The 19,034-nt window shown below is 70.7% G+C and carries 18 protein-coding genes; 11 read left to right on the forward strand and 7 right to left on the reverse strand.

Going from position 1 to position 19,034, the window contains the following annotated elements:
- Positions 1-40 precede the first annotated feature (40 nt).
- From FLP23_RS02290 to FLP23_RS02315, 6 genes are all read left to right on the forward strand, one after another.
- Positions 41-1,336, forward strand: a complete 1,296-nt coding sequence (locus tag FLP23_RS02290; RefSeq protein WP_149324377.1) for an ABC transporter substrate-binding protein — start codon at positions 41-43, stop codon at positions 1,334-1,336.
- Positions 1,337-1,425: 89 nt separating this feature from the next.
- Positions 1,426-2,424 (forward strand): carbohydrate ABC transporter permease, encoded by a 999-nt coding sequence (locus FLP23_RS02295; RefSeq protein ID WP_149324378.1) that lies wholly within the window; start codon positions 1,426-1,428, stop codon positions 2,422-2,424.
- Entirely contained in the window at positions 2,421-3,344 is a 924-nt protein-coding gene (locus tag FLP23_RS02300; protein ID WP_425468275.1) for a carbohydrate ABC transporter permease, read from the forward strand. The genes FLP23_RS02295 and FLP23_RS02300 overlap by 4 nt, the downstream gene beginning before the upstream one ends.
- Entirely contained in the window at positions 3,344-4,765 is a 1,422-nt protein-coding gene (locus FLP23_RS02305; protein WP_149324379.1) for a GH1 family beta-glucosidase, read from the forward strand. The genes FLP23_RS02300 and FLP23_RS02305 overlap by 1 nt, the downstream gene beginning before the upstream one ends.
- A 36-nt stretch (positions 4,766-4,801) precedes the next feature.
- Entirely contained in the window at positions 4,802-5,818 is a 1,017-nt protein-coding gene (locus FLP23_RS02310) for a LacI family DNA-binding transcriptional regulator (RefSeq protein WP_149324380.1), read from the forward strand.
- Between the two features lie 218 nt (positions 5,819-6,036).
- Positions 6,037-6,321: a GNAT family N-acetyltransferase gene (locus tag FLP23_RS02315; protein ID WP_149324381.1), complete on the forward strand. Its 285-nt coding sequence runs from the start codon at positions 6,037-6,039 to the stop codon at positions 6,319-6,321.
- On the opposite strand, the gene FLP23_RS02320 is transcribed toward FLP23_RS02315, so the two are convergent.
- The 5 genes from FLP23_RS02320 to FLP23_RS02340 form a co-directional block, all read right to left on the reverse strand.
- Entirely contained in the window at positions 6,266-6,586 is a 321-nt protein-coding gene (locus FLP23_RS02320; protein WP_149324382.1) for a hypothetical protein, read from the reverse strand. The genes FLP23_RS02315 and FLP23_RS02320 overlap by 56 nt on opposite strands.
- Before the next feature lie 225 nt (positions 6,587-6,811).
- Complete coding sequence (locus FLP23_RS02325) at positions 6,812-7,573, reverse strand: heme ABC transporter ATP-binding protein (protein WP_149324383.1); 762 nt, start codon at positions 7,571-7,573, stop codon at positions 6,812-6,814.
- Positions 7,570-8,622 (reverse strand): FecCD family ABC transporter permease, encoded by a 1,053-nt coding sequence (locus FLP23_RS02330; RefSeq protein WP_149324384.1) that lies wholly within the window; start codon positions 8,620-8,622, stop codon positions 7,570-7,572. The genes FLP23_RS02325 and FLP23_RS02330 overlap by 4 nt, the downstream gene beginning before the upstream one ends.
- On the reverse strand, positions 8,619-9,668 hold the full coding sequence (gene lplAB / locus FLP23_RS02335) for a lipoate-protein ligase LplAB (RefSeq protein WP_149324385.1): 1,050 nt from the start codon (positions 9,666-9,668) through the stop codon (positions 8,619-8,621). Before lplAB ends, FLP23_RS02330 begins: the two co-directional genes overlap by 4 nt.
- Positions 9,669-9,691: 23 nt before the next feature.
- Entirely contained in the window at positions 9,692-10,558 is an 867-nt protein-coding gene (locus FLP23_RS02340) for an alpha/beta hydrolase (protein WP_149324386.1), read from the reverse strand.
- Between the two features lie 79 nt (positions 10,559-10,637).
- Between FLP23_RS02340 and FLP23_RS02345 the strand changes: the two genes are divergently transcribed.
- Genes FLP23_RS02345 through FLP23_RS02355 form a run of 3 tightly spaced genes read left to right on the forward strand, consistent with a single transcriptional unit; the run spans position 10,638 to position 13,737 of the window.
- Positions 10,638-11,948, forward strand: a complete 1,311-nt coding sequence (locus FLP23_RS02345; RefSeq protein ID WP_425468276.1) for an MFS transporter — start codon at positions 10,638-10,640, stop codon at positions 11,946-11,948.
- A gap of 18 nt (positions 11,949-11,966) precedes the next feature.
- Positions 11,967-13,058, forward strand: a complete 1,092-nt coding sequence (locus tag FLP23_RS02350; protein WP_149324388.1) for a hypothetical protein — start codon at positions 11,967-11,969, stop codon at positions 13,056-13,058.
- 19 nt (positions 13,059-13,077) lie between these two features.
- Positions 13,078-13,737: a DnaJ family domain-containing protein gene (locus tag FLP23_RS02355; protein WP_149326152.1), complete on the forward strand. Its 660-nt coding sequence runs from the start codon at positions 13,078-13,080 to the stop codon at positions 13,735-13,737.
- Between the two features lie 27 nt (positions 13,738-13,764).
- Here FLP23_RS02355 and FLP23_RS02360 read toward each other — a convergent pair whose 3' ends face one another.
- Positions 13,765-15,105 carry an MFS transporter gene (locus FLP23_RS02360; protein ID WP_149324389.1) on the reverse strand — a complete coding sequence of 447 codons (1,341 nt, stop codon included), beginning with the start codon at positions 15,103-15,105 and terminating at the stop codon, positions 13,765-13,767.
- Positions 15,106-15,151: 46 nt separating this feature from the next.
- Positions 15,152-16,180 (reverse strand): LacI family DNA-binding transcriptional regulator, encoded by a 1,029-nt coding sequence (locus FLP23_RS02365; RefSeq protein WP_246140029.1) that lies wholly within the window; start codon positions 16,178-16,180, stop codon positions 15,152-15,154.
- 97 nt (positions 16,181-16,277) lie between these two features.
- On the opposite strand from FLP23_RS02365, the gene uxaC reads away from it, so the two are divergent.
- Positions 16,278-17,780, forward strand: coding sequence for a glucuronate isomerase (gene uxaC, locus FLP23_RS02370; RefSeq protein ID WP_246140030.1), 1,503 nt, complete (start codon positions 16,278-16,280; stop codon positions 17,778-17,780).
- A 12-nt stretch (positions 17,781-17,792) separates the two neighbouring features.
- The gene (manD, locus tag FLP23_RS02375; RefSeq protein WP_149324391.1) at positions 17,793-19,031 is read left to right on the forward strand and encodes a D-mannonate dehydratase ManD; all 1,239 of its coding nucleotides are present in this window, start codon (positions 17,793-17,795) and stop codon (positions 19,029-19,031) included.
- Positions 19,032-19,034 lie beyond the last annotated feature (3 nt).

Below are 19,034 nucleotides of genomic sequence, written 5' to 3' on the forward strand. Positions count from 1 at the left end.
CATCGAGGTCAATCCCATCCACGCACACAAAGGAGTGACCGTGAAGTTCTCACGACGCACTGCAACTGTCGCGGCGATCGCGGGTACCACCACCCTGGCGCTGGTTCTGACCGGATGTCAGACCGGTGGCGACGAGACGCCGAGCGACGAGCCCATCACCCTCACCATCACCACCTTCGGCACCATGGGCATCGACAGCCTCTACGAGGCGTACGAGAAGGAGCACCCGAACATCACGATCGAGGCGACCAACCTCGAGAACGGTGGAGCCGCTCGCGACGACGCCTACGCGAAGATCGCCGCCGGCACGGGTCTCAGCGACGTCGTCGCCATCGAAGAGGGCTGGCTGTCGACCATCCGCGAGGTCTCGGACGCGTTCGTCGACCTCCGCGACTTCGGCATCGAGGACCACAAGAGCGACTGGCTCGACTGGAAGTACGCGCAGGGCACCGACGCCGACGGCCGCGTCTTCGGCGCCGGCCTCGACATCGGCCCGCAGGGCCTGTGCTTCCGCGGCGACCTGTTCGAGGCCGCCGGCCTGCCCGGTGACCGCGACGGCTTCGCCGAGGCGATCGGCGGAGCCAACGCCACCTGGGAGTCGTTCTTCGAGTTCGGCCAGGAGTACACCGCCAAGAGCGGCAAGGCGTTCTTCCACCACCCCTCCTTCTTCTGGAACTCCTTCGTGAACCAGCAGGAAGAGGGCTACTACAAGAAGGACGGCACGACCCTCAACATCAAGGACAACGCCGCCCTCAAGGGTCAGCTGAACCTGATCGTCGACAACGCCAACATCGGCGCCGGCGCCCCCGCCTGGGGTGCGACGGAGCAGGCGCGCAACGATGAGTTCGCCGTCTACGTCTGCCCGTCCTGGATGCTCGGTGTGGTCAAGGGCTTCTACGACGCGGGCACCACGGGAACCGGATGGGACTTCGCTGACGTCCTCCCCGGTGGCGCAGCCAACTGGGGTGGCGCGTTCCTCGGCGTCTCCGAGTCGTCGGAGCACCAGAAGGAGGCCGCCGACCTGGCCCTCTGGCTTGCCTCTCCCGAGCAGCAGGCCGCCGCGTTCAAGGTCGCGGGTCCCTTCCCGTCGACCCTGAAGGGTCAGGAGCTCGTCGCCGACGCCACCGACCCGTTCTTCAACGACGCGCCGACCGGTGAGATCTTCGCCAGCCGCGCGAAGGGCGTCGTCGCCCAGGTGAAGGGCCCGGAGGACTCGGTCATCCAGGACAACGTCTTCGGACCCGTCCTCGACCGGATCAACCAGGGCGAGATCACCGACGGCGAGACGGCCTGGAACGAGGCCATCACGCTGCTCGACCAGCTCGTCAAGCAGTAGGCACCATCTGAAACGAGCGGCCCCCCGGGCATCTCTCCCCGGGGGGCCGCTCACCCACATCACCGAGCACGTACCAGTAAGGCAGCAGGATGAGCACACTCCAGGCAGGGCGCGGAGGCGGGGGCCTCACCTTCCGTCAGAAGCTCGCGAACTTCGACTACAAGGCCTCGCCCTATATCTACATCTCCCCGTTCTTCATCCTCTTCGCGGTGCTGGGGCTCTTCCCGATCATCTACACGGTCAACGTGTCGCTGTACAACTGGGACCTCCTCAAAGGCCAGGGCGACTTCATCGGCCTCGGCAACTACGTCACGACCCTGACCGACCCGTTCTTCTGGAACGCGTTCGGCAACACGATCAGCATCTTCCTGCTCTCCGCGATCCCCCAGCTCGTCGCCGCGACCGTCATCGCCGCCGTGCTCGACCAGGCGATCCGCGCGAGCACCTTCTGGCGGATGAGCGTGCTGCTGCCCTACATCGCCGCCCCCGTCGCGGTCGCGGTGATCTTCACCCAGATCTTCAACCAGTACGGCGGCCCCATCACGGGCATCCTCGAGGCCCTCGGGATCGAGCCGATCCGCTGGGGCTTCGACGTCTTCCCCTCGCACATCGCGATCGCCACCATGGTGAACTGGCGCTGGACCGGCTACAACGCGCTCATCCTGCTCGCCGCGATGCAGGCCATCCCGCGCGACATCTACGAATCGGCCGCCCTCGACGGCGCCGGCCGCGCACGCCGGTTCTGGTCGATCACCATCCCGATGATCCGGCCGACCATGATCTTCGTCGTCATCACCGCCACCATCGGCGGTCTGCAGATCTTCACCGAGCCGAAGCTCTTCGACGGGCAGTCCAACGGCGGCGCGAACCGCCAGTTCCAGACCATCGTGCTCTACCTCTACGAGATGGCGTTCCCGCGCCGCGACTTCGGTCGGGCCGCGGCGACCGCCTGGATCCTCTTCCTCATCATCATCCTGATCGGCCTGCTCAACTACGCGATCTCGCGGACCATCGCCTCCCAGGACATCAAGCGCAACATCCGCGTTCCCTCGCGCAAGACCGTGCGCCCGAACGGAGGCCTCAAGTGAGCACCACCATCAACCGAGCCGCCCCCTCGAGCAGCACGCACGGGATCCACCTCCCGAACCCGGAGGAGCGCGCCGCCAAGAAGCGCAAGGCGCGCTTCTACGACCGGCCCGGATGGCTCACCTACGGCCTGCTGTCGGCGTTCTTCCTCGGCGCGGTGTTCCCACTGTGGTGGTCGTTCGTCATGGGCAGCCGTGTCGCCACCGACATCAACTCGGTCCCGCCCGTCGTGATCCCCGGCCCGAACTTCATCTCGAACGTCATCAAGGCGTTCCAGACGGTCGACTTCACCAAGGCGCTCATCAACACCGTCATCATCTCGGGCACGATCGCCATCTCGGTCGTGTTCTTCTCGACGCTGGCCGGCTACGCCTTCGCGAAGCTCAAGTTCCGGGGCCGCAACGGCCTCATGCTCGCGGTCATCGCCACCATGGCGATTCCGACGCAGCTCGGCATCATCCCGCTGTTCATGCTCGTGTCGGAGCTCAAGCTCACCAACACGCTCGGCGCGGTCATCATCCCGGGTCTCGTGAGCGCCTTCGGGGTGTTCTTCATGCGGCAATACCTCATCGACGTGATCCCCGACGAGCTCATCGAGGCGGCGCGCGTCGACGGCGCGTCGGCGTGGGGCACCTTCTGGAACGTCGCGGTCCCGTCGGCACGTCCGGCGATGGCGGTGCTCGGCCTGTTCATCTTCATGGCGGCCTGGACCGACTTCCTGTGGCCCCTGCTCGTGCTGGGTCCGAAGAACCCGAGCGTGCAGACCGCCCTCGCGGCGCTCAACGCCTCGGGCGGACACACGCCCGACTACTCGATGGTGCTCGCCGGCACGATCGTGTCGATCATCCCGCTGCTGATCCTGTTCCTCTTCGCGGGCAAGCAGCTCATCGCGGGCATCATGTCCGGGGCGGTGAAGGGCTGATGGCGCTCACGCTTCCCGACGGCTTCCAATGGCCCGCCGGGTTCATCTGGGGTGCCGCGACGGCCGCAGCCCAGATCGAGGGCGCCTCCCATGAGGACGGCAAGCTCGACTCGATCTGGGACCACTTCGCGCGCACGCCCGGCAACATCGCGCACGGCGACACCCTCGATCCCGCCGTCGACCATTACCACCGCATGCCGCAGGACGTGCAGCTCATCACGAGCCTGGGGCTCGACTCCTACCGCTTCTCGGTGAGCTGGGCGCGCGTGAAGCCGGCCGACGGCCCGGTGAACCCGAAGGGCATCGACTTCTACAGCAGGCTCGTCGACGAACTGCTCGAGAACGACGTGCTGCCCTGGCTCACGCTCTACCACTGGGATCTCCCCCAGGCGGTCGAGGAGACCGGAGGCTGGGCCAACCGCGACACCGCGCAGCGCTTCCTCGACTACGCGATCACGGTGCACGAGGCGCTCGGCGACCGGGTCACCCATTGGACGACCTTCAACGAGCCGCTGTGCTCCTCGCTCATCTCCTACGCGGGCGGCGAGCACGCCCCCGGGCGGCAGGAACCGCGTGCGGGGCTCGCGGCGCTGCACCACCAGCACCTCGCGCACGGGCTCGCCGTGCGGGAGCTGCGGGAGCGGGGTGCCGAGAAGCTCGGCATCACGCTCAACCTGACCAACGCCATCCCGAACGACCCGAGCGACCCGGTCGACGTCGACGCGGCCCGCCGCATCGACGCGCTGTGGAACCGCGCGTACCTCGAGCCGATCCTGCTCGGCGCCTACCCGACCGACTTCCTGCAGGATGTCGCCGGGCACGACTTCGGCGAGCTCGTCCACGACGGCGACCTGACGGTCATCAACCAGCAGATCGACTTCCTCGGCGTCAACCACTACCACGACGACAACGTCTCGGGGCATCCGCTGCCCGCCGACCACCCGCAGGGGCTCCGCCCGACCGAGAAGACGACCTCCTCGTGGTTCGTCGGCTCGGAGTTCGTGACCGGACCCACCCGGCACCTGCCGCAGACCGCGATGGGCTGGGAGATCAACCCGGGCGGACTCCGCACCCTGCTCGTGCGCCTCGGCCGCGAATACCCCGAGCTGCCGCCGCTCTACATCACCGAGAACGGCTCGGCGTGGGATGACGTGATCGACGCCGACGGCGCCGTGCACGACATCCAGCGGGTCGACTTCCTCGAACGGCACCTCGAAGCGGTCGCCGAGGCGATCGACGAGGGCGCCGACGTGCGCGGCTACTTCGCCTGGTCGCTCATGGACAACTTCGAGTGGGCGTGGGGCTACGAGAAGCGCTTCGGCATCGTCTACGTCGACTACACCACCCAGGAGCGGACCGTGAAGGACTCCGGGCACGCCTTTGCGGCCATCGCCGCCGGTGCACGGAGTGTCACGACGTAGGATGAGCGGGCCGACCCCGTCCAGGAGGATCCCCGGATGAGCCCGGATCCGCAATCCAGCGCGCCGACCCTCGAGATGGTCGCCGCGGCTGCCGGTGTGTCCCGGTCCACGGTGTCGCGCGTCATCAACGACTCCCCGAAGGTGACGCCCGAGGCACTGGCGGCCGTCCGCAAGGCGATCGACGAGCTCGGCTACGTGCCGAACCGCGCCGCGCGCATCCTCGCGAGCCGCCGCACGCAGTCGATCGCCCTGGTGATCCCCGAGAACACGGCCAAGTTCTTCGCCGACCCCTACTTCGCGACCGTCGTGCAGGGCATCGCGATGTACCTCTCCGACACCGACTACACCCTGAGCCTGCTCATCGCCTCCGAATCGGACGGCGAGAAGACCCGGCGCTACCTGCAGTCGGGCAACGTCGACGGGGCGCTCATCCTCTCCCACCACTCGGACGACCGCTCCTACGTGCAGCTCGCCAAGTCGATCCCCGTCGTGTTCGGCGGACGCCCGATGAGCCAGGAGGGCTCGCACGCGTACTACATCGACGTCGACAACGTCGAGGCGGCGCGTTCGGTCACCCAGAAGCTCATCGAACGCGGGCGTCGCCGCATCGCCACGATCGCCGGACCGTCCGACATGTCGGCGGGACTCGACCGCCTCCAAGGATGGCGGCAGGCGCTCGACGCGGCGGGCATCCCCACCGACCTCGTGGAGCACGGCGACTTCAGCCCCGCGGGCGGCGAGGCGGCCATGCGGCGGCTGCTCGACCGCGAGCCCGAGCTCGACGGTGTCTTCGCGGCCAGCTCGCTCATGGCATCCGGCGCGCTCAACGTGCTGCGCTCGCGCGGCAAGGCGGTGCCGCACCACCTCGGCCTCGTGACCTTCGACAACGACTACGCCGCGCAGAGCTCGAGCCCGCCGCTCACGACCGTCGAGCAGCCGACCGTCGAGCAGGGGCGCCGGATGGTCGACGTGCTACTGCACCTCATCGACGGCGGCAACGCCTCGACCGTCACCATGATGCCGACGCGCGTGATCGAGCGCGGATCCGAGTAGGCGCGCAGCGCCGAGCCGCCCGCGCACTCCCATCTCAAGGAGTCGCGCAACCCGAATCAAGGAGTCGGTGTGACTTCTGTGCGCCAGTGAGGCGGATGTGGCCCCGCAGCGAGCTGACCTCCTTGAGATGGGAGGCGCGACTCCTTGAGATGGGAGGCGACGGGAAGGACGTGCGGGGGGAACCAGCGGGTCGACGGCCGGCCGAGTAGCGTCGAGGCATGAGCGACAGCATCGTCGATATTCCGGAACGGAACCGTTTCGTGCTCGAGCGCGACGGTCAGGTGATCGGCAAAGCCGTGTACCGGCGGGAGCCGGGGGTGATCACCTTCGTGCACACCGAGATCGACCCGGCGATCCAGGAGCGCGGACTCGGGTCGCAGCTCGCGAAGGCCGCGCTCGACGCGGTGGCGGCCGAAGACGGAACGCGCGTCGTGGCCGAGTGCCCGTTCATCGCGCGCTACCTCGAGACGCATCCCGAGTATCAGTACCTGCTGACTCGCTGAGCACGATCCGGATGCGCCCGGCGTCGAGTTCGGCGGGCGGGTCGCCGGGCGTCGGCGCCGGGGCGGGCAGCACGGTCTGCCGGGCGAGATCCTGCTGCGCTTCGTGACGGGTGGGATGGAACACCTCGTCCATGATCCCGAACGGACCGCCGCCCGAGCCACGGCCGCGGTCGACGCCGCGCAACTCGATCCAGCCGCGCCACTGGGCGAGCGCGACGAGGGCGACCGCTGCGGTGGTGCAGAGCACCCAGACCCACCATGGCATGACGCCAGGGTACGTGGTGATCTCGATACACCGCGCTTCGCGCGGCACTCGATCAGCGGGGGTGACGGCTTCCGCGCGGCACTCGATCAGCGGGGGTGACGGCTTCCGCGCGGCACTCGATCAGCGGGGGGTGACGGCGCCCGTACGGCTACACGATAAGCGGGATGGTCGAGGTGGTCGAGGAGCGCCCGCGCAGCGGACGCGTCTCGAGACCACCGGGCGGGGCTAGCGTCGCGGGATGACGAGCGGGCGCCCGTTGCGCACCAGCACCTCCACCGGGGTGCGGTACACCTCACTGACGAGCTCCTCGGTGAGCACCTCGACGGGGGTGCCGATCGCGCGCAGCCGACCGTCCTCGAGCAGCGCCACCCGGTCGGCGTAGGCGCCGGCGAGCGACAGGTCGTGCAGCACCACCACGACCGCTCGACCCTCCGCGGCGAGCTCGCGCGCGATCCGCAGCACGTCCTCCTGGTGCCGCAGGTCGAGGGATGCCGTGGGCTCGTCGAGCAGCACGATCGGGGTGTCCTGGGCGAGCACGCGGGCGAGCGACACGCGCGCGCGTTCGCCGCCCGACAGCTCGGTGAAGCGCCGCTCCACGAGGTGCGCCACGTCGCTGCGCGCGAGGGCGTTCGCGATGACCTCCGCGTCGCGCTCCCGCTCCGCCGTCCGCGCCCAGGGGCTGCGGCCCATCTCGACGACCTCCGCGACCCGGAACGGGAAGCTGACCGCGTTGTCCTGGGTGAGCACGGCCCGGATGCGGGCGAGCTCGAGCGCCTCGTACTCGCCGGCCGGCCGATCGGCGATCACCACCCGCCCTGCGCTCGGCGACCGCTCCCCCGCGAGCGCCCCGAGCAGGGTCGACTTGCCGGCGCCGTTCGGCCCGACGAGGGCGAGCAGTTCACCCGCCGGGATCGTGAGGTCCACCTCGCGCACCACGAGCCGCCCGCCCAGTTCGACCGAGGTGCGTTCGGCGCGGATGCCCGTCATGCCCAGCCTCCCGAGGCACGACGCTGCCGCCACAGCAGCACGAAGAAGAACGGCCCGCCGATGAGCGAGGTGAGCAGACCGAGCGGCAGCTCACCGCCCGGAACCAGGGTGCGGGAGAGCAGATCGGCGACCACGATGAGCAGCGCGCCCCCGAAGGCGCTCGACACGAGCAGAGCCCGGTGGGATGGCCCGAGGACCATCCGCATGAGGTGCGGCACGACGAGTCCCACGAAGGCGACGATGCCGACGAACGCGACGGCCACCCCGGTGAGCAGCGCGACGAGCACGATCGAGGCGAAGCGCAGCCGCTCGACGTCGATGCCGAGATGGCGCGCGTTGCGCTCGCCGAGCGACAGGATGTCGTAGCGCCGGCCGAGGGCGACCGCGATGACCGTGCCGATCGCGGCGACGACGAGCACGATGAGCGACTCCCGCCAGAGCGAGCCGGAGAGCGAGCCGAGCTGCCAGAACACGATCTGCTCGCGGCTCGCCGTGCCGGCGAGGAACAGCAGGAAGGCGAGCCCGGCGCCGCCGAAGGCGTTCACGGCGATGCCGGTGAGCAGCAGCGTGACCACCTCGGTTCGCCCGCCCGCGCGCGAGACGCCGTAGACGAGCAGCGTGGCGCCGAGGCCGCCCGCGAAGGCGAGCAGCGCGATCGCCCATTCGCCGTATGCGACGAGGCCGGTGACGATCGCGACCGCGGCCCCGAGGGCCGCCCCGGAGGAGACCCCGACGACGCCGGGCTCGGCGAGCGGGTTGCCGAAGATCGCCTGCATCACGGCGCCGGCCACCGCGAGCGCTGCACCCACCGCCATCGCCATGACGATCCGCGGGAAGCGGATCACCCAGAGCGCCGCCTCGGCCGTCGGGTCGTCCGGCGCCCAGAGGTTCGGGATGCCGATCGCCCGCAGGAGCGAGCCGATCACCTCGGGGATGCTCACCGCGAACTGGCCGACGACCGCCGAGACGAGCACCGCGGACACGAGCAGCACGGCGAGCACGATCCCGGCGAGCGTGCGACGACGGGCGAGGTGGGCCGGCGCGCTCACGGAACCCGGTACAGCCACTCGTCGGTTCCGAACTTCTCGGCGACGAGCTGTTCGGCGCGCGCGTACTCCGCAGGGGTGATCGCGTCGTCGTGCAAGCCGTGCAGCGCGCGGAAGGTCTCGATCATCCGGTCGATGATGGCCGCACGCGAGAGCCCGGTCTGGCTGCGCAGCGGGTCGACGCGCTTCTGCGCCGAGGTGGTGCCCTTGTCGCTGAGCTTCTCGCGGCCGATGCGCAGCACCTGCACCATCTTCTCGGCGTCGAGGTCGTACGACATCGTCGCGTGATGCAGCACGGCTCCGTCGGCGAAGCGCTTCTGGGCGGCACCGCCGATCTTGCCGGCGGGGCTCGCGATGTCGTTGAGCGGCTGGTAGCTGGCCTCGATGCCGAGGCTGCGCAGCGCCTGCAGCACCCAGTCGTCGAGGTAGGCGTAGCTCTCGGCGAAGCTCATGCCCTGCACGAGGTCGGTCGGCACGTAGAGCGAGTAGGTGATGATGGCGCCGGCATCCATGAACATGGCGCCGCCGCCCGAGATGCGGCGGATGACGGGGAAGCCGAACCGCTCGGCCGCCTCCGGGTCGACCTCGTTCTTCACCGACTGGAAGCTGCCGATGATGACTGCCGGCTGATCCCACTCCCAGATGCGCAGGGTGGGCTTGCGGCGCCCCGCGGCGACCTCCTCGGTGAGCACCTGGTCGAGGGCGAGCTGGGTGAGCGGCGGCAGGGGGCCGGGATGCAGCAGCTGCCAGTCGTAGTCGCGCCAGGTGGTCGCGTGGTGCACGGCGCGCCGAACCGCGGTCGCGATCGACTCGGGCGAGAAGCCGAACAGCACGGCACCCTCCGGCAACGCCGCCTGAACCGCGGCCGCGATGGCCTTCGCGTCGGATGCGGCGGGGAGTCCGGTGAGCGCCGCGTCGATGAGCGGGAGCGCGTCGTCCGGCTCGAGGAAGAAGTCGCCCGAGAGCCGCACCTCGGCGAGCCTCTCGTCGACGACGTCGAGGTCGACCACGACGAGCTTGCCGCCCGGGACCTTGTACTCGCCATGCACCCGTTCAGCCTAGTTCGCGCGACTTAGGTATGCCTCACCACGTGCGCGTCGAGCCAGGCGATCACGTCGGCCCGCACCTCGGTCTGGTTCGTCTCGTTGAGGGTCTCGTGGCGCGCCCCCGGGTACACCGTCAGGGTCACATCCGAGAGCCCCCCGCGGGTGCGATACGCCGTCGCGAGCCGTTCGACGCTCTTCGGTCCGCCGAGCGGGTCCTCTTCGCCGATCATGATGAGCATCGGCAGGTCGCGGGCGAGCTTCTTCGGCGTCCCGAGCAGCCGGAGCGTGTCGGCGAGGCCGAAAAGCGCGAGCACCTTGGCGTCGAAGGTGAGCGGATCGGCGGCGAACGCGGCCCACACCGCGGGGTCGCGACTGAGCCACTCGTGCCCTGTGCCGCCGGGCTTCGCGTGCCGCGCGTTGAGGTCGCCCCCGTTCATGTGCAGGAGAGTGCGGTACGCGGTGCCCGAGAGCACGACGGCGTCGTAGCGATCGGCGTGCCGCGCGATGATGTCCTGCGCGAAGAGCGAGCCGAGACTGTGTCCGAAGAGCGTGAGCGGGACGCCGGGGTTCTCGGCGCGGATGAGCTCGCTCAACTGCTCGATCGCCGCGATCGTGGCGCGCACCCCGCCCGGCCCCAGCCTGCCGAGCCGGGAGTGGTCTCCACCCCACTGCCCGAGTCCGGTGGCGCCGTGGCCGCGGTGGTCGTCCGCGTAGACGGTGTACCCGGCGGCCGCGAGCGCCTGCGCGAAGAGCTCGTAGCGCGTCGCGTACTCGCCCACCCCGTGCAGCAGCTGCAGCACGCCCCGCGGTGTCGGCGCCTGCCAGCGGTAGTAGTGGATCGTCACGCCCTCCGCGTCGACATAGCTGTGCGCGGTGCGCGCGATCTCACCCATCCGACCTCCTCGTCGTCCCCGAGCGTAACGCCCCTCGGCAGCGCGCGGCCGGAGGGTACAGAATAGAAGGGTGACTTCAATGTTTCGTTCCTTCGCGGCACGGAACTATCGGATCTGGTTCGCGGGAGCGCTCGTCTCCAACGTGGGCACCTGGATGCAGCGCGTCGCCCAGGACTGGCTCGTGCTGGCCGAACTGACCGACAACGACGCGATCGCCGTCGGCGTCGTCATGGCCCTGCAGTTCGGGCCGCAGTTGCTGCTGCTGCCCGTCACGGGATGGGTCGCCGACCGCTTCGACCGGCGGCGGGTGCTCGCCGTCACCCAGGGCGCGATGCTGCTGCTCGGCCTGGGCCTCGGCGCGATCACCCTGACCGGCGTCGTCGAGTTGTGGATGGTGTTCGGCTTCGCCCTCGGGCTCGGCGTCGCGGCCGCGTTCGACGCGCCCGCCCGCCAGGCGTTCGTCGGCGAGCTCGTCGACGACTCGATGCTCGCCAACGCGGTCGCCCTCAACGCGGCCTCGTTCAACGGGGCGCGGCTCATCGGCCCCGCCGTGGCCGGCGTGCTCGTCGCGGCCGTCGGGTCGGGGTGGGTGTTCCTGATCAACGCCGCGAGCTTCCTCAGCGTGCTCGGGGCGCTCTGGCTGCTGCGGCCCGCCGAGTTCACCCCCGCCGGGCGGAAGGCGCGCGGGCGCGGGCAGATGCGGGCCGGGTTCCGGTACGTGCGGCGGCGGCCCGACATCCTGCTCGTGTTCGCGATGGTGTTCCTCACCGGGACGCTCGGGTACAACTTCCCCATCTACACCGCCACCATGGCGCGCGTCGAGTTCGGGGAGGGACCGCAGGAGTTCGGCTGGCTGTCCTCGGTGCTCGCGGTGGGATCCGTCGCCGGCGCGCTGCTCGCGGCCCGGCGTGAACGCCCGCGGCTGCGCACCCTCACGCTCGCGAGCGCCGGCTTCGGCCTCTCGCTCGGCGCCGCCGGGCTCGCACCCGAACCGCTCAGCTTCGGCGCCCTGCTGGCCGTCGTCGGCTTCACGGGCATCACGATGATGAACACCGCCAACGCCTACGTGCAGACGACGACCGCGCCGTCGATGCGCGGACGCGTGATGGCGCTCTACCTGGCGATCTTCATGGGCGGCACCCCGATCGGCGCCCCTCTCGTCGGCGCCGTCGCGGATGCCGCGGGCCCGCGCTGGGCGATCGCGGTGGGGGCGGCATCCGGGTTCGTGGCGGCGGCGATCGCCGCCGTCTACTACCTGCGCACCCGTGGGGTCCGCCTGCACTGGGATCGCGCGGAGCGCTGGCCGCTGCGCCTCTCGACGGGTTCGGCCGCCGATCGCGACACCGCCACCCAGGAGATCGCGATCGTGGAGGTCGAGACTCAGCGCTGAGCTGGGCAGAATGTGGTCATGACGACACCTGTTCGTACCGTTGCCCTCGTCAGCCGAATCGGCGCATCGGCCACCACCGAGTCGCGGGCGACTCTCGTGGGCGCGGGCGCGCTGGTCCTCGGCTTCCTCGCCGGCCTCGTGGCCGTCGCCGGCCGCTCGCTTCCCATCGCGGGTCCGGGATCGCTCGGCATCGTGACCGCTCTCGTCGCGGCGGTGCTGGCCGCCGCCGCGTTCGTGGTCGGGTACCTGCTGCCCGCGCCCGGCGCGAAACGACGCACGCATCCCGAGACCTCGGTGTGGCGGCTCGTGGTGAACATCGTGGCGCTCGGCATCGCCCACGCCGCGATCGCGCTGTATCTGCTGATCGGCATGTCGATCGTGCTCTCCGACGCCTTCATCGGCGCCGAGGTGTACGCCTTCAGCTCCGCTCTCATCATCGGGGTCGCGTCGGCGCTTGCAGCGTACGCGAGCTTCCTCTCGGCGGCCGGGATGACGACGACGCGCATCGCGACGGTGCTCGCCGTCTATCTCGTGGTCGGGGTGCTGGCGTCGATGCTCTCGTCATCCGATCCGCACTGGTGGGAGAGCAACATCAGCGCCCTCGGCATCGGCGGCGGCTGGTCGGGGGCCACCTTCAACATCACGCTCATCGTGGCAGGCGCCCTCATCACCGCGATCGCGGTGTATCTCGCCGCGGAGCTCGCGAGCGGACACCTCGCGCGTGCGGCGACGGACACCGACGAGCGAAAGGAGCAGGGCCGCGTCAGGCTCTTGCGCGGGGCGCTCCTCGCGCTCGGCGTGTTCCTCGCGCTCGTCGGCGTGTTCCCGGTGGGCTGGGTGGAGTGGGTGCACAACACCTTCGCGACGGGCATGGTGGTGATCTTCGCCGGTCTCGTGGTGGGCATCCGCTGGATCGTGCCGGGGTTGCCGTTGACCTTCACGATCGCGGGCTACGTGTTCCTCGCGGTGATCCTGTTCGCGACCGTGCTGTTCTTCGTCGGCATCTACAACCTGACCGCGATGGAGATCGTCGGTTTCGCGCTCATCTTCACCTGGTTGATCCTGCTCATCCGCAACATCTCGGCGAGCGGCGCCGACGCCCGCGGGTGAAACTGGGTGCGTGGACGGGATGAGCGACGGCGACGCGATCCGGGCCGCGCTGCGCTATCGGCTGGAGCGCTTCCGTCGCGAGGAGCTCGGCGAGGAGCCCGCGGAGGAGGCCGCCCCCACCCGCACGCCGACGGACGCGGATCGTGTCGCGGCGGCCGAGATCGCGATGCAGCAGGCGCTGCGCCGCGGCGACTTCGAGAACCTGCCGGGGGCCGGCAAGCCGCTTCCCGGGATCGGCGACGGGCGCGTGCACGACCCCGACTGGTGGATCCGCCGCAAGATCGAACGCGAACAGCTGCGGGGCATCGGCCCCGCAGCGTTCACCCTGCGCGCCGAGGACGCCGGGCTCGACGCCCGTCTCGACACCCTGATACGCGCGGAGGAGGTGCGCGCAGCGCTCGAGGACTTCAACCGCCGCGTGATCGAGGCGCGCCGTCAGCTGCTCGGAGGCCCGCCCGTCATCACCCCGCTCCGGGATGTCGAGGCCGAGCTCGCGGCCTGGGCGGAGCGCCGCCGCCCGCTCCCGGCGGATTCCGCAACTCAGGAGCTCCCGGCTGATGCGGCGGCATCCGCCCCGCAACGCGACGCATCTCCTGCGTTGCGAGACGCGCGACTTCCGCAACTCAGGAGAATGTGGCGATTCGGTCGCGGCCCGGTCCGCGGCGTCGACATCTCCTGAGTTGCGGAATCAGCCCGGGGGGACGCGCTACGGGCGGGGGTCGCGGGCGTCGTAGTGCCGGAAGGTGGACTGCACGCGCAGCAGCACCGCGATGATCGCGACGATCGCGAGGCCGCCCACGACGGGCGGCACCCACAAGGCGGTGAGCACCGCGAGACCGCCCGCGACGAGGTCGCCGACCCGCGGTCCGCCCGTGACGACGACGATGAAGATGCCCTGCAGCCGACCGCGCATCTCGTCGGGTGCCGCGGTCAGCAGCATCGTGGAGCGGAAGATCGCGCTCACCTCGTCGGAGGCGCCCGACCCCGCGAGCGCCACCGCGGCGAGCAGCAGGGCGACGAGGTTCACCTGATCCCAGCTCTCGCCGACCGGTCCGAACCATCCGGTGGCCATCCCGGCGAGCACCGCCCCGAACAACGCGATGAACACGCCGTAGAGGGTGATCGCGCGGCCGACCGCGACGCCGTAGCGGTGCACGTGCGCGACGGGTCCGCTGAACAGACCGGTGAGGAAGGTGCCGACGGCCGCCGCCGCCGTGAGCACCCCGACGGTGACCGAGCCGCCGCCGATCACACTCGCGCCGATCGCCGGCAGCAGCACGTACGGCCGTCCCAGGCTCATCGCGACGATGTCGACGATGAAGCTCATCCGGATGTTGGGCGCGTGCCGCAGGAACCGCACCCCGTCGCGCAGCGACTCCCATCCGGGCTTCGCCGTGCGGGTGAGCGGCGGCAGCCGGGGCAGCCCGAGCACCCCGAGGAACCCCGCGGTGAACAGCACCGCGTCGACCGCGAAGGTGAGCGGGAAGCCGATGAGCGCCACGAGAACCCCCGCGAGCGCCGGCCCGATCGTGAGCTGCAGGCCGAAGGCGATGCCGTTGAGGGCGTTCGCGCGCGACACCATCGCCTCGGGGAGGATGCGCGGGGTCACCGACGCGCGGGTCGCGCTCGAGATGGTCGCTGCGACGGCGTTGAGGGTCGTGAGGATGTAGAACGGCCACACCGGCGCCCGCCCGGTGAGCAGCGAGTCGGCAGCCGAGAGCGCGACGATCCCGAGGATCGAGAGCCACGCGACGATGCTCGAGAGGATGAGCACCCGCCGCCGATCGAAGGCGTCGGCGAGCATCCCTCCCCAGATGCCCGCGACGATCATCGGCACGAGCGAGATTCCGCCGACGAGCGCCACCGCGAAGGTGTCGCCCGTGATGTCGAAAAGCTGCAGCCCGACCGCGACGGTCGTGACCCAGGTGCCGATCCCCGAGATGGAGGTGCCGATCCAGAGGCGCGCGAAGACCGGATGCTCGCGCAGCGGGCTCAGGTCGACGAACCGGCGACGCGCGGGGGATGCGGGCGCGTCGGGTTCGGTCATGGCCGGTTCAGCCTATGCCAGCCCGACGGCCGGGCCCGCCGCCCGCTCAGCGCGCGGGGGCGGCGGTGGAGGAGCGCACGACGAGCCGGGGCGGCACCTCGCGGTGCAGCTGCTCGACGGCGTCCGGGTCGGCCCGGAGGCGCTCGGCCGCGCCCTCGGGTGCATCGATGCGCTCGAGCAGCAGGGTGACCGCGGTCTCGCCGAACTCGCGCAGGTCGGCGCCCACACTCGTGAGCGGAGGGAACGACAGCTCGGCGACGTAGGTGTTGTCGAAGCCGACGAGGCTCACGTCGTCGGGCACGCGGATGCCGGTCTCCGACCAGCGGGCGAGGAGGCCGAGGGCGACGAGGTCGTTGTAGGCGATGACCGCCTGGGCGCCGCCCGCCCGCGCGGCGTCGGCGGCGTTCCGTCCGCCCTGCGCGTCGGGCGAGAAGCCGCTGAGCTCCTCGAGGGCGAGGTCGGGGTAGCTCGCGACGGCCTCCCGGATCGCCTTCGAGCGTCGGGCCTGCGACCAGGCGCGGTCCGGGCCGCCGACGTAGAGCAGTCGCCGGTGTCCGAGCTCGTAGAGGTGCGCGATCGCGGCGTGCGCACCGACGGCCTCGTCGATCGTGACCGTGGGGGTGAGCGAGCCGTCGGTCGTGTCGTAGCGGTTGACGAGCACGCAGGTGGTCGCTGCGGCGGTCTGGGCGAGCTGATCGTCGGGAAGCCGCGAGGAGGCGAGGATGATGCCGTCGATCTGCGGTCCGACCGCCTGGATCTCGGCGGCCTCGACATCGGCCCGCTCGGTGGTGTCGACGACGACGAGCCCGTAGCCGCGCTCGCGTGCGCTCGCCTGGGCGCCCTTCGTGAGGGCGGAGAAGTACGGGTTCTCGATGTCGGGCACGACGAGCGCGATCACGCCGGTGCGGCCGCCGCGGAGCCCTCGGGCGGCTCGATTCGGCTGGTAGCCGAGGTCCTGCACGGCGGCGAGCACGCGGTCGCGGGTCTCCTCCGAGACGCGGTGGGGTGATCGCAATGTGCGGGAGACGGTCGCGATCGACACGCCGGAGCGCGCCGCGACGTCGTGAACAGTCACCACGTTGATTCGACCGCCTTGCTTGATCCGGGTTCCGCGCGAGCGGCTTCGCGACTCATGCCGCCCCCGTCGCCACAGGGATAGTAACGTTTACATCGTGAGCGATGCCGCAACGACGAGGATAGTGGGCGAACCCCCGATCCCGCGCGCGCCGAGCCTGCACCGGGATCGCGCCCTCCCCGCCGATCCGGGCGTGCGGGCGATCGCCCGCGAGCTGCTCGGCGCCACCGAGGGGCTGCCGATCGTCTCGATGCACGGCCACGTCGACGCGGCGCTCCTCGCCGCCGACGCCCCCTTCCCCGACCCGGCTGCCCTGCTGGTCACCCCCGACCACTACCTGGTGCGGATGCTGGTGTCTCAGGCGAGCTCGCCCGGCGCGATCCGTGACAGCGGAGTGCGCACGGCCGCCGAGCTCGGCGTCGCGGGCGGCGCGGCCGTCGACGCGGAGACCGACCCCCGCCGGATCTGGCGCCGGTTCTGCGCCGGCTGGTCGGCCCTGCGCGGCACCCCCACCCGCTACTGGCTCGAACACGTGCTGAGCGAGGTCTTCGAGGCGCCCGTCTGGCCCTCCCCCGCGACCGCCGACCGCCTCTACGACCATCTCGCGGAGCGACTCGCACAGCCCGAATACCGTCCGCGCGCCCTCTTCGAGCGCTTCGGCATCGAGCTGCTCGCCACGACCGACGCCGCCACCTCGACCCTCGCCGACCACCACGCCCTCGCCGACACCTTCGGGGCGGGGCGCGTGGTGCCCACCTTCCGCCCGGACACCCTGCTCGAGGCGGGCGCGGTGGGCTGGCGCGGCGAACTCGCCGCGCTCTCGGCGGCGAGCGGCGTCGACGCCTTCGGCTACGACGGCTACCTCGACGCCCTCCGCGAGCGGCGCGCCGCCTTCATCCGCGCGGGCGCCCGGGCGAGCGACCACGGGCACCTCTCGGCCGACACGACCCCGCTGCCCGAGGCCGAAGCACGGGCGCTCTTCGAGCGCGCCCTCGAGGGGCGGCTCACGAGCGACGCCGCGGCGGCGTTCACGGCGCACATGCTCTTCCAGATGGCGGCGATGTCGGCCGACGACGGGCTCGTCATGCAACTGCACCCGGGGGTGCTGCGCGACCACGATCGCGGCGCCGCGGCCGCCCACGGCCCCAACATCGGCTACGACATCCCGGTGGCCGCCGAGTTCACGCGTGCGCTGCGCCCCGTGCTCGAGGCGTTCGGCCACCATCCTGGCTTCCACCTCATCGTGTTCACGGTCGATGAGACCAGCTACTCGCGCGAGCTCGCGCCGCTCGCCGGCGCCTACCCGGCGCTGCGGCTCGGGGCGCCGTGGTGGTTCCTCGACGCACCGGATGCCATGCGCCGCTTCCGGGAGGCCACCACCGAGACCGCGGGGTTGCGCAACCTGAGCGGCTTCGTCGACGACACCCGCGCCTTCTGCTCCATCCCGGCGCGCCACGACCTCGCCCGCCGCGTCGACGCCGGCTACCTCGCCCGGCTCGTCGCGGAGCACCGGCTCGACCTCGACGAGGCCCTCGACGCCGCCGTGGACCTCGCCTATCGTCTGCCTCTCGAGAGCTACCCCGCCCCGCGCGGGCTGTGAGATCGGAACCCCATGCCGTCACCGACGACGATCACCGCTGTCGACGTGCTCGTCACGAGCCCCGGACGCAACTTCGTGACGCTGCGCATCACGACAGCCGACGGCGTTGTCGGCCTCGGAGACGCCACCCTGAACGGTCGCGAGCTCGCCGTGGCCGCCACCCTGCGCGACCACATCGTGCCGCTGCTGCTCGGGCAGGACGCGCATCGCATCGAGGACACCTGGCAGTTCCTGTACCGCAGCGTGTACTGGCGGCGCGGCCCCGTCACGATGACGGCGATCGCCGCGGTCGACGTGGCGCTCTGGGACATCAAGGCGAAGCTCGCCGGGATGCCGCTCTACCAGTTGCTCGGCGGCGCCTCCCGCTCGGGCGTGCTCGCCTACGCGCACGCCTCCGGGCGTGACGTGCCGGCGCTGCTCGACTCGGTGCGGCAGCGGATCGAGGAGGGCTTCCGTGCCATCCGGATCCAGACCTCGGTGCCCGGCGTGCGCACCGTCTACGGGGTGTCGTCCGCCCCCTCACCCACGGGCCGCTACAGCTACGAGCCCGCGAAGCGCGGCCCGCTGCCCGCCGAGGAGGACTGGGACAGCCAGGCCTACCTGCGCCACATCCCGGGCGTCTTCGAGACGGTGCGTGCCGAGTTCGGTGCCGAGCTGCCGCTGCTGCACGACGCCCACCACCGGCTCACGCCCATCCAGGCGGCCCGGCTCGGCACGGATCTCGAGCCGTACCGACTGTTCTGGCTCGAGGACGTGACCCCGGCCGAGAACCAGGAGGCGCTGCGGCTCGTCCGGCAGCACACCACGACGCCCCTCGCCATCGGCGAGATCTTCAACACGGTGTGGGACTACCAGACGATCATCCGCGAGCAGCTCATCGACTACGTGCGCAGCTCGGTCGTGCACGCGGGAGGCATCACGGGCCTGCGCCGGATCCTCGACTACGCGGCGCAGTATCAGGTGAAGTCCGGCATGCACGGGCCCACCGACATCTCGCCGGTCGGCATGGCGGCCGCCACGCACCTGAGCCTCGCGATCCACAACTTCGGCATCCAGGAGTACATGCAGCACGACCCGATCACCTCGGAGGTGTTCCGCACCTCGTTCACCTTCACGGACGGCCTGCTGCATCCCGGCGAGGAGCCCGGCCTGGGGGTCGAGTACGACGAGGATGCGGCGGAGCGCTTCCCCTACGAGCGCGCCTACCTGCCGTTCGCGCGGCTCGCCGACGGCACGATCCACGATTGGTGAGCG

It is taken from the genome of Protaetiibacter larvae (assembly GCF_008365275.1).
GTDB classification, from domain to species: Bacteria; Actinomycetota; Actinomycetes; order Actinomycetales; family Microbacteriaceae; genus Homoserinibacter; species Homoserinibacter larvae.

What these genes read in the sequence shown, in the direction of transcription:
- FLP23_RS02320 (WP_149324382.1), bottom strand. Translation starts at nt 6,586, where the DNA reads ATGCCATGGTGGGTCTGGGTGCTCTGCACCACCGCAGCGGTCGCCCTC.
- FLP23_RS02345 (WP_425468276.1), top strand. Translation starts at nt 10,638, where the DNA reads ATGTTTCGTTCCTTCGCGGCACGGAACTATCGGATCTGGTTCGCGGGA.
- FLP23_RS02360 (WP_149324389.1), bottom strand. Translation starts at nt 15,105, where the DNA reads ATGACCGAACCCGACGCGCCCGCATCCCCCGCGCGTCGCCGGTTCGTC.
- FLP23_RS02350 (WP_149324388.1), top strand. Translation starts at nt 11,967, where the DNA reads ATGACGACACCTGTTCGTACCGTTGCCCTCGTCAGCCGAATCGGCGCA.
- FLP23_RS02355 (WP_149326152.1), top strand. Translation starts at nt 13,078, where the DNA reads ATGAGCGACGGCGACGCGATCCGGGCCGCGCTGCGCTATCGGCTGGAG.
- FLP23_RS02325 (WP_149324383.1), bottom strand. Translation starts at nt 7,573, where the DNA reads ATGACGGGCATCCGCGCCGAACGCACCTCGGTCGAACTGGGCGGGCGG.
- FLP23_RS02295 (WP_149324378.1), top strand. Translation starts at nt 1,426, where the DNA reads ATGAGCACACTCCAGGCAGGGCGCGGAGGCGGGGGCCTCACCTTCCGT.
- manD (WP_149324391.1), top strand. Translation starts at nt 17,793, where the DNA reads ATGCCGTCACCGACGACGATCACCGCTGTCGACGTGCTCGTCACGAGC.
- FLP23_RS02305 (WP_149324379.1), top strand. Translation starts at nt 3,344, where the DNA reads ATGGCGCTCACGCTTCCCGACGGCTTCCAATGGCCCGCCGGGTTCATC.
- FLP23_RS02315 (WP_149324381.1), top strand. Translation starts at nt 6,037, where the DNA reads ATGAGCGACAGCATCGTCGATATTCCGGAACGGAACCGTTTCGTGCTC.
- FLP23_RS02310 (WP_149324380.1), top strand. Translation starts at nt 4,802, where the DNA reads ATGAGCCCGGATCCGCAATCCAGCGCGCCGACCCTCGAGATGGTCGCC.
- FLP23_RS02340 (WP_149324386.1), bottom strand. Translation starts at nt 10,558, where the DNA reads ATGGGTGAGATCGCGCGCACCGCGCACAGCTATGTCGACGCGGAGGGC.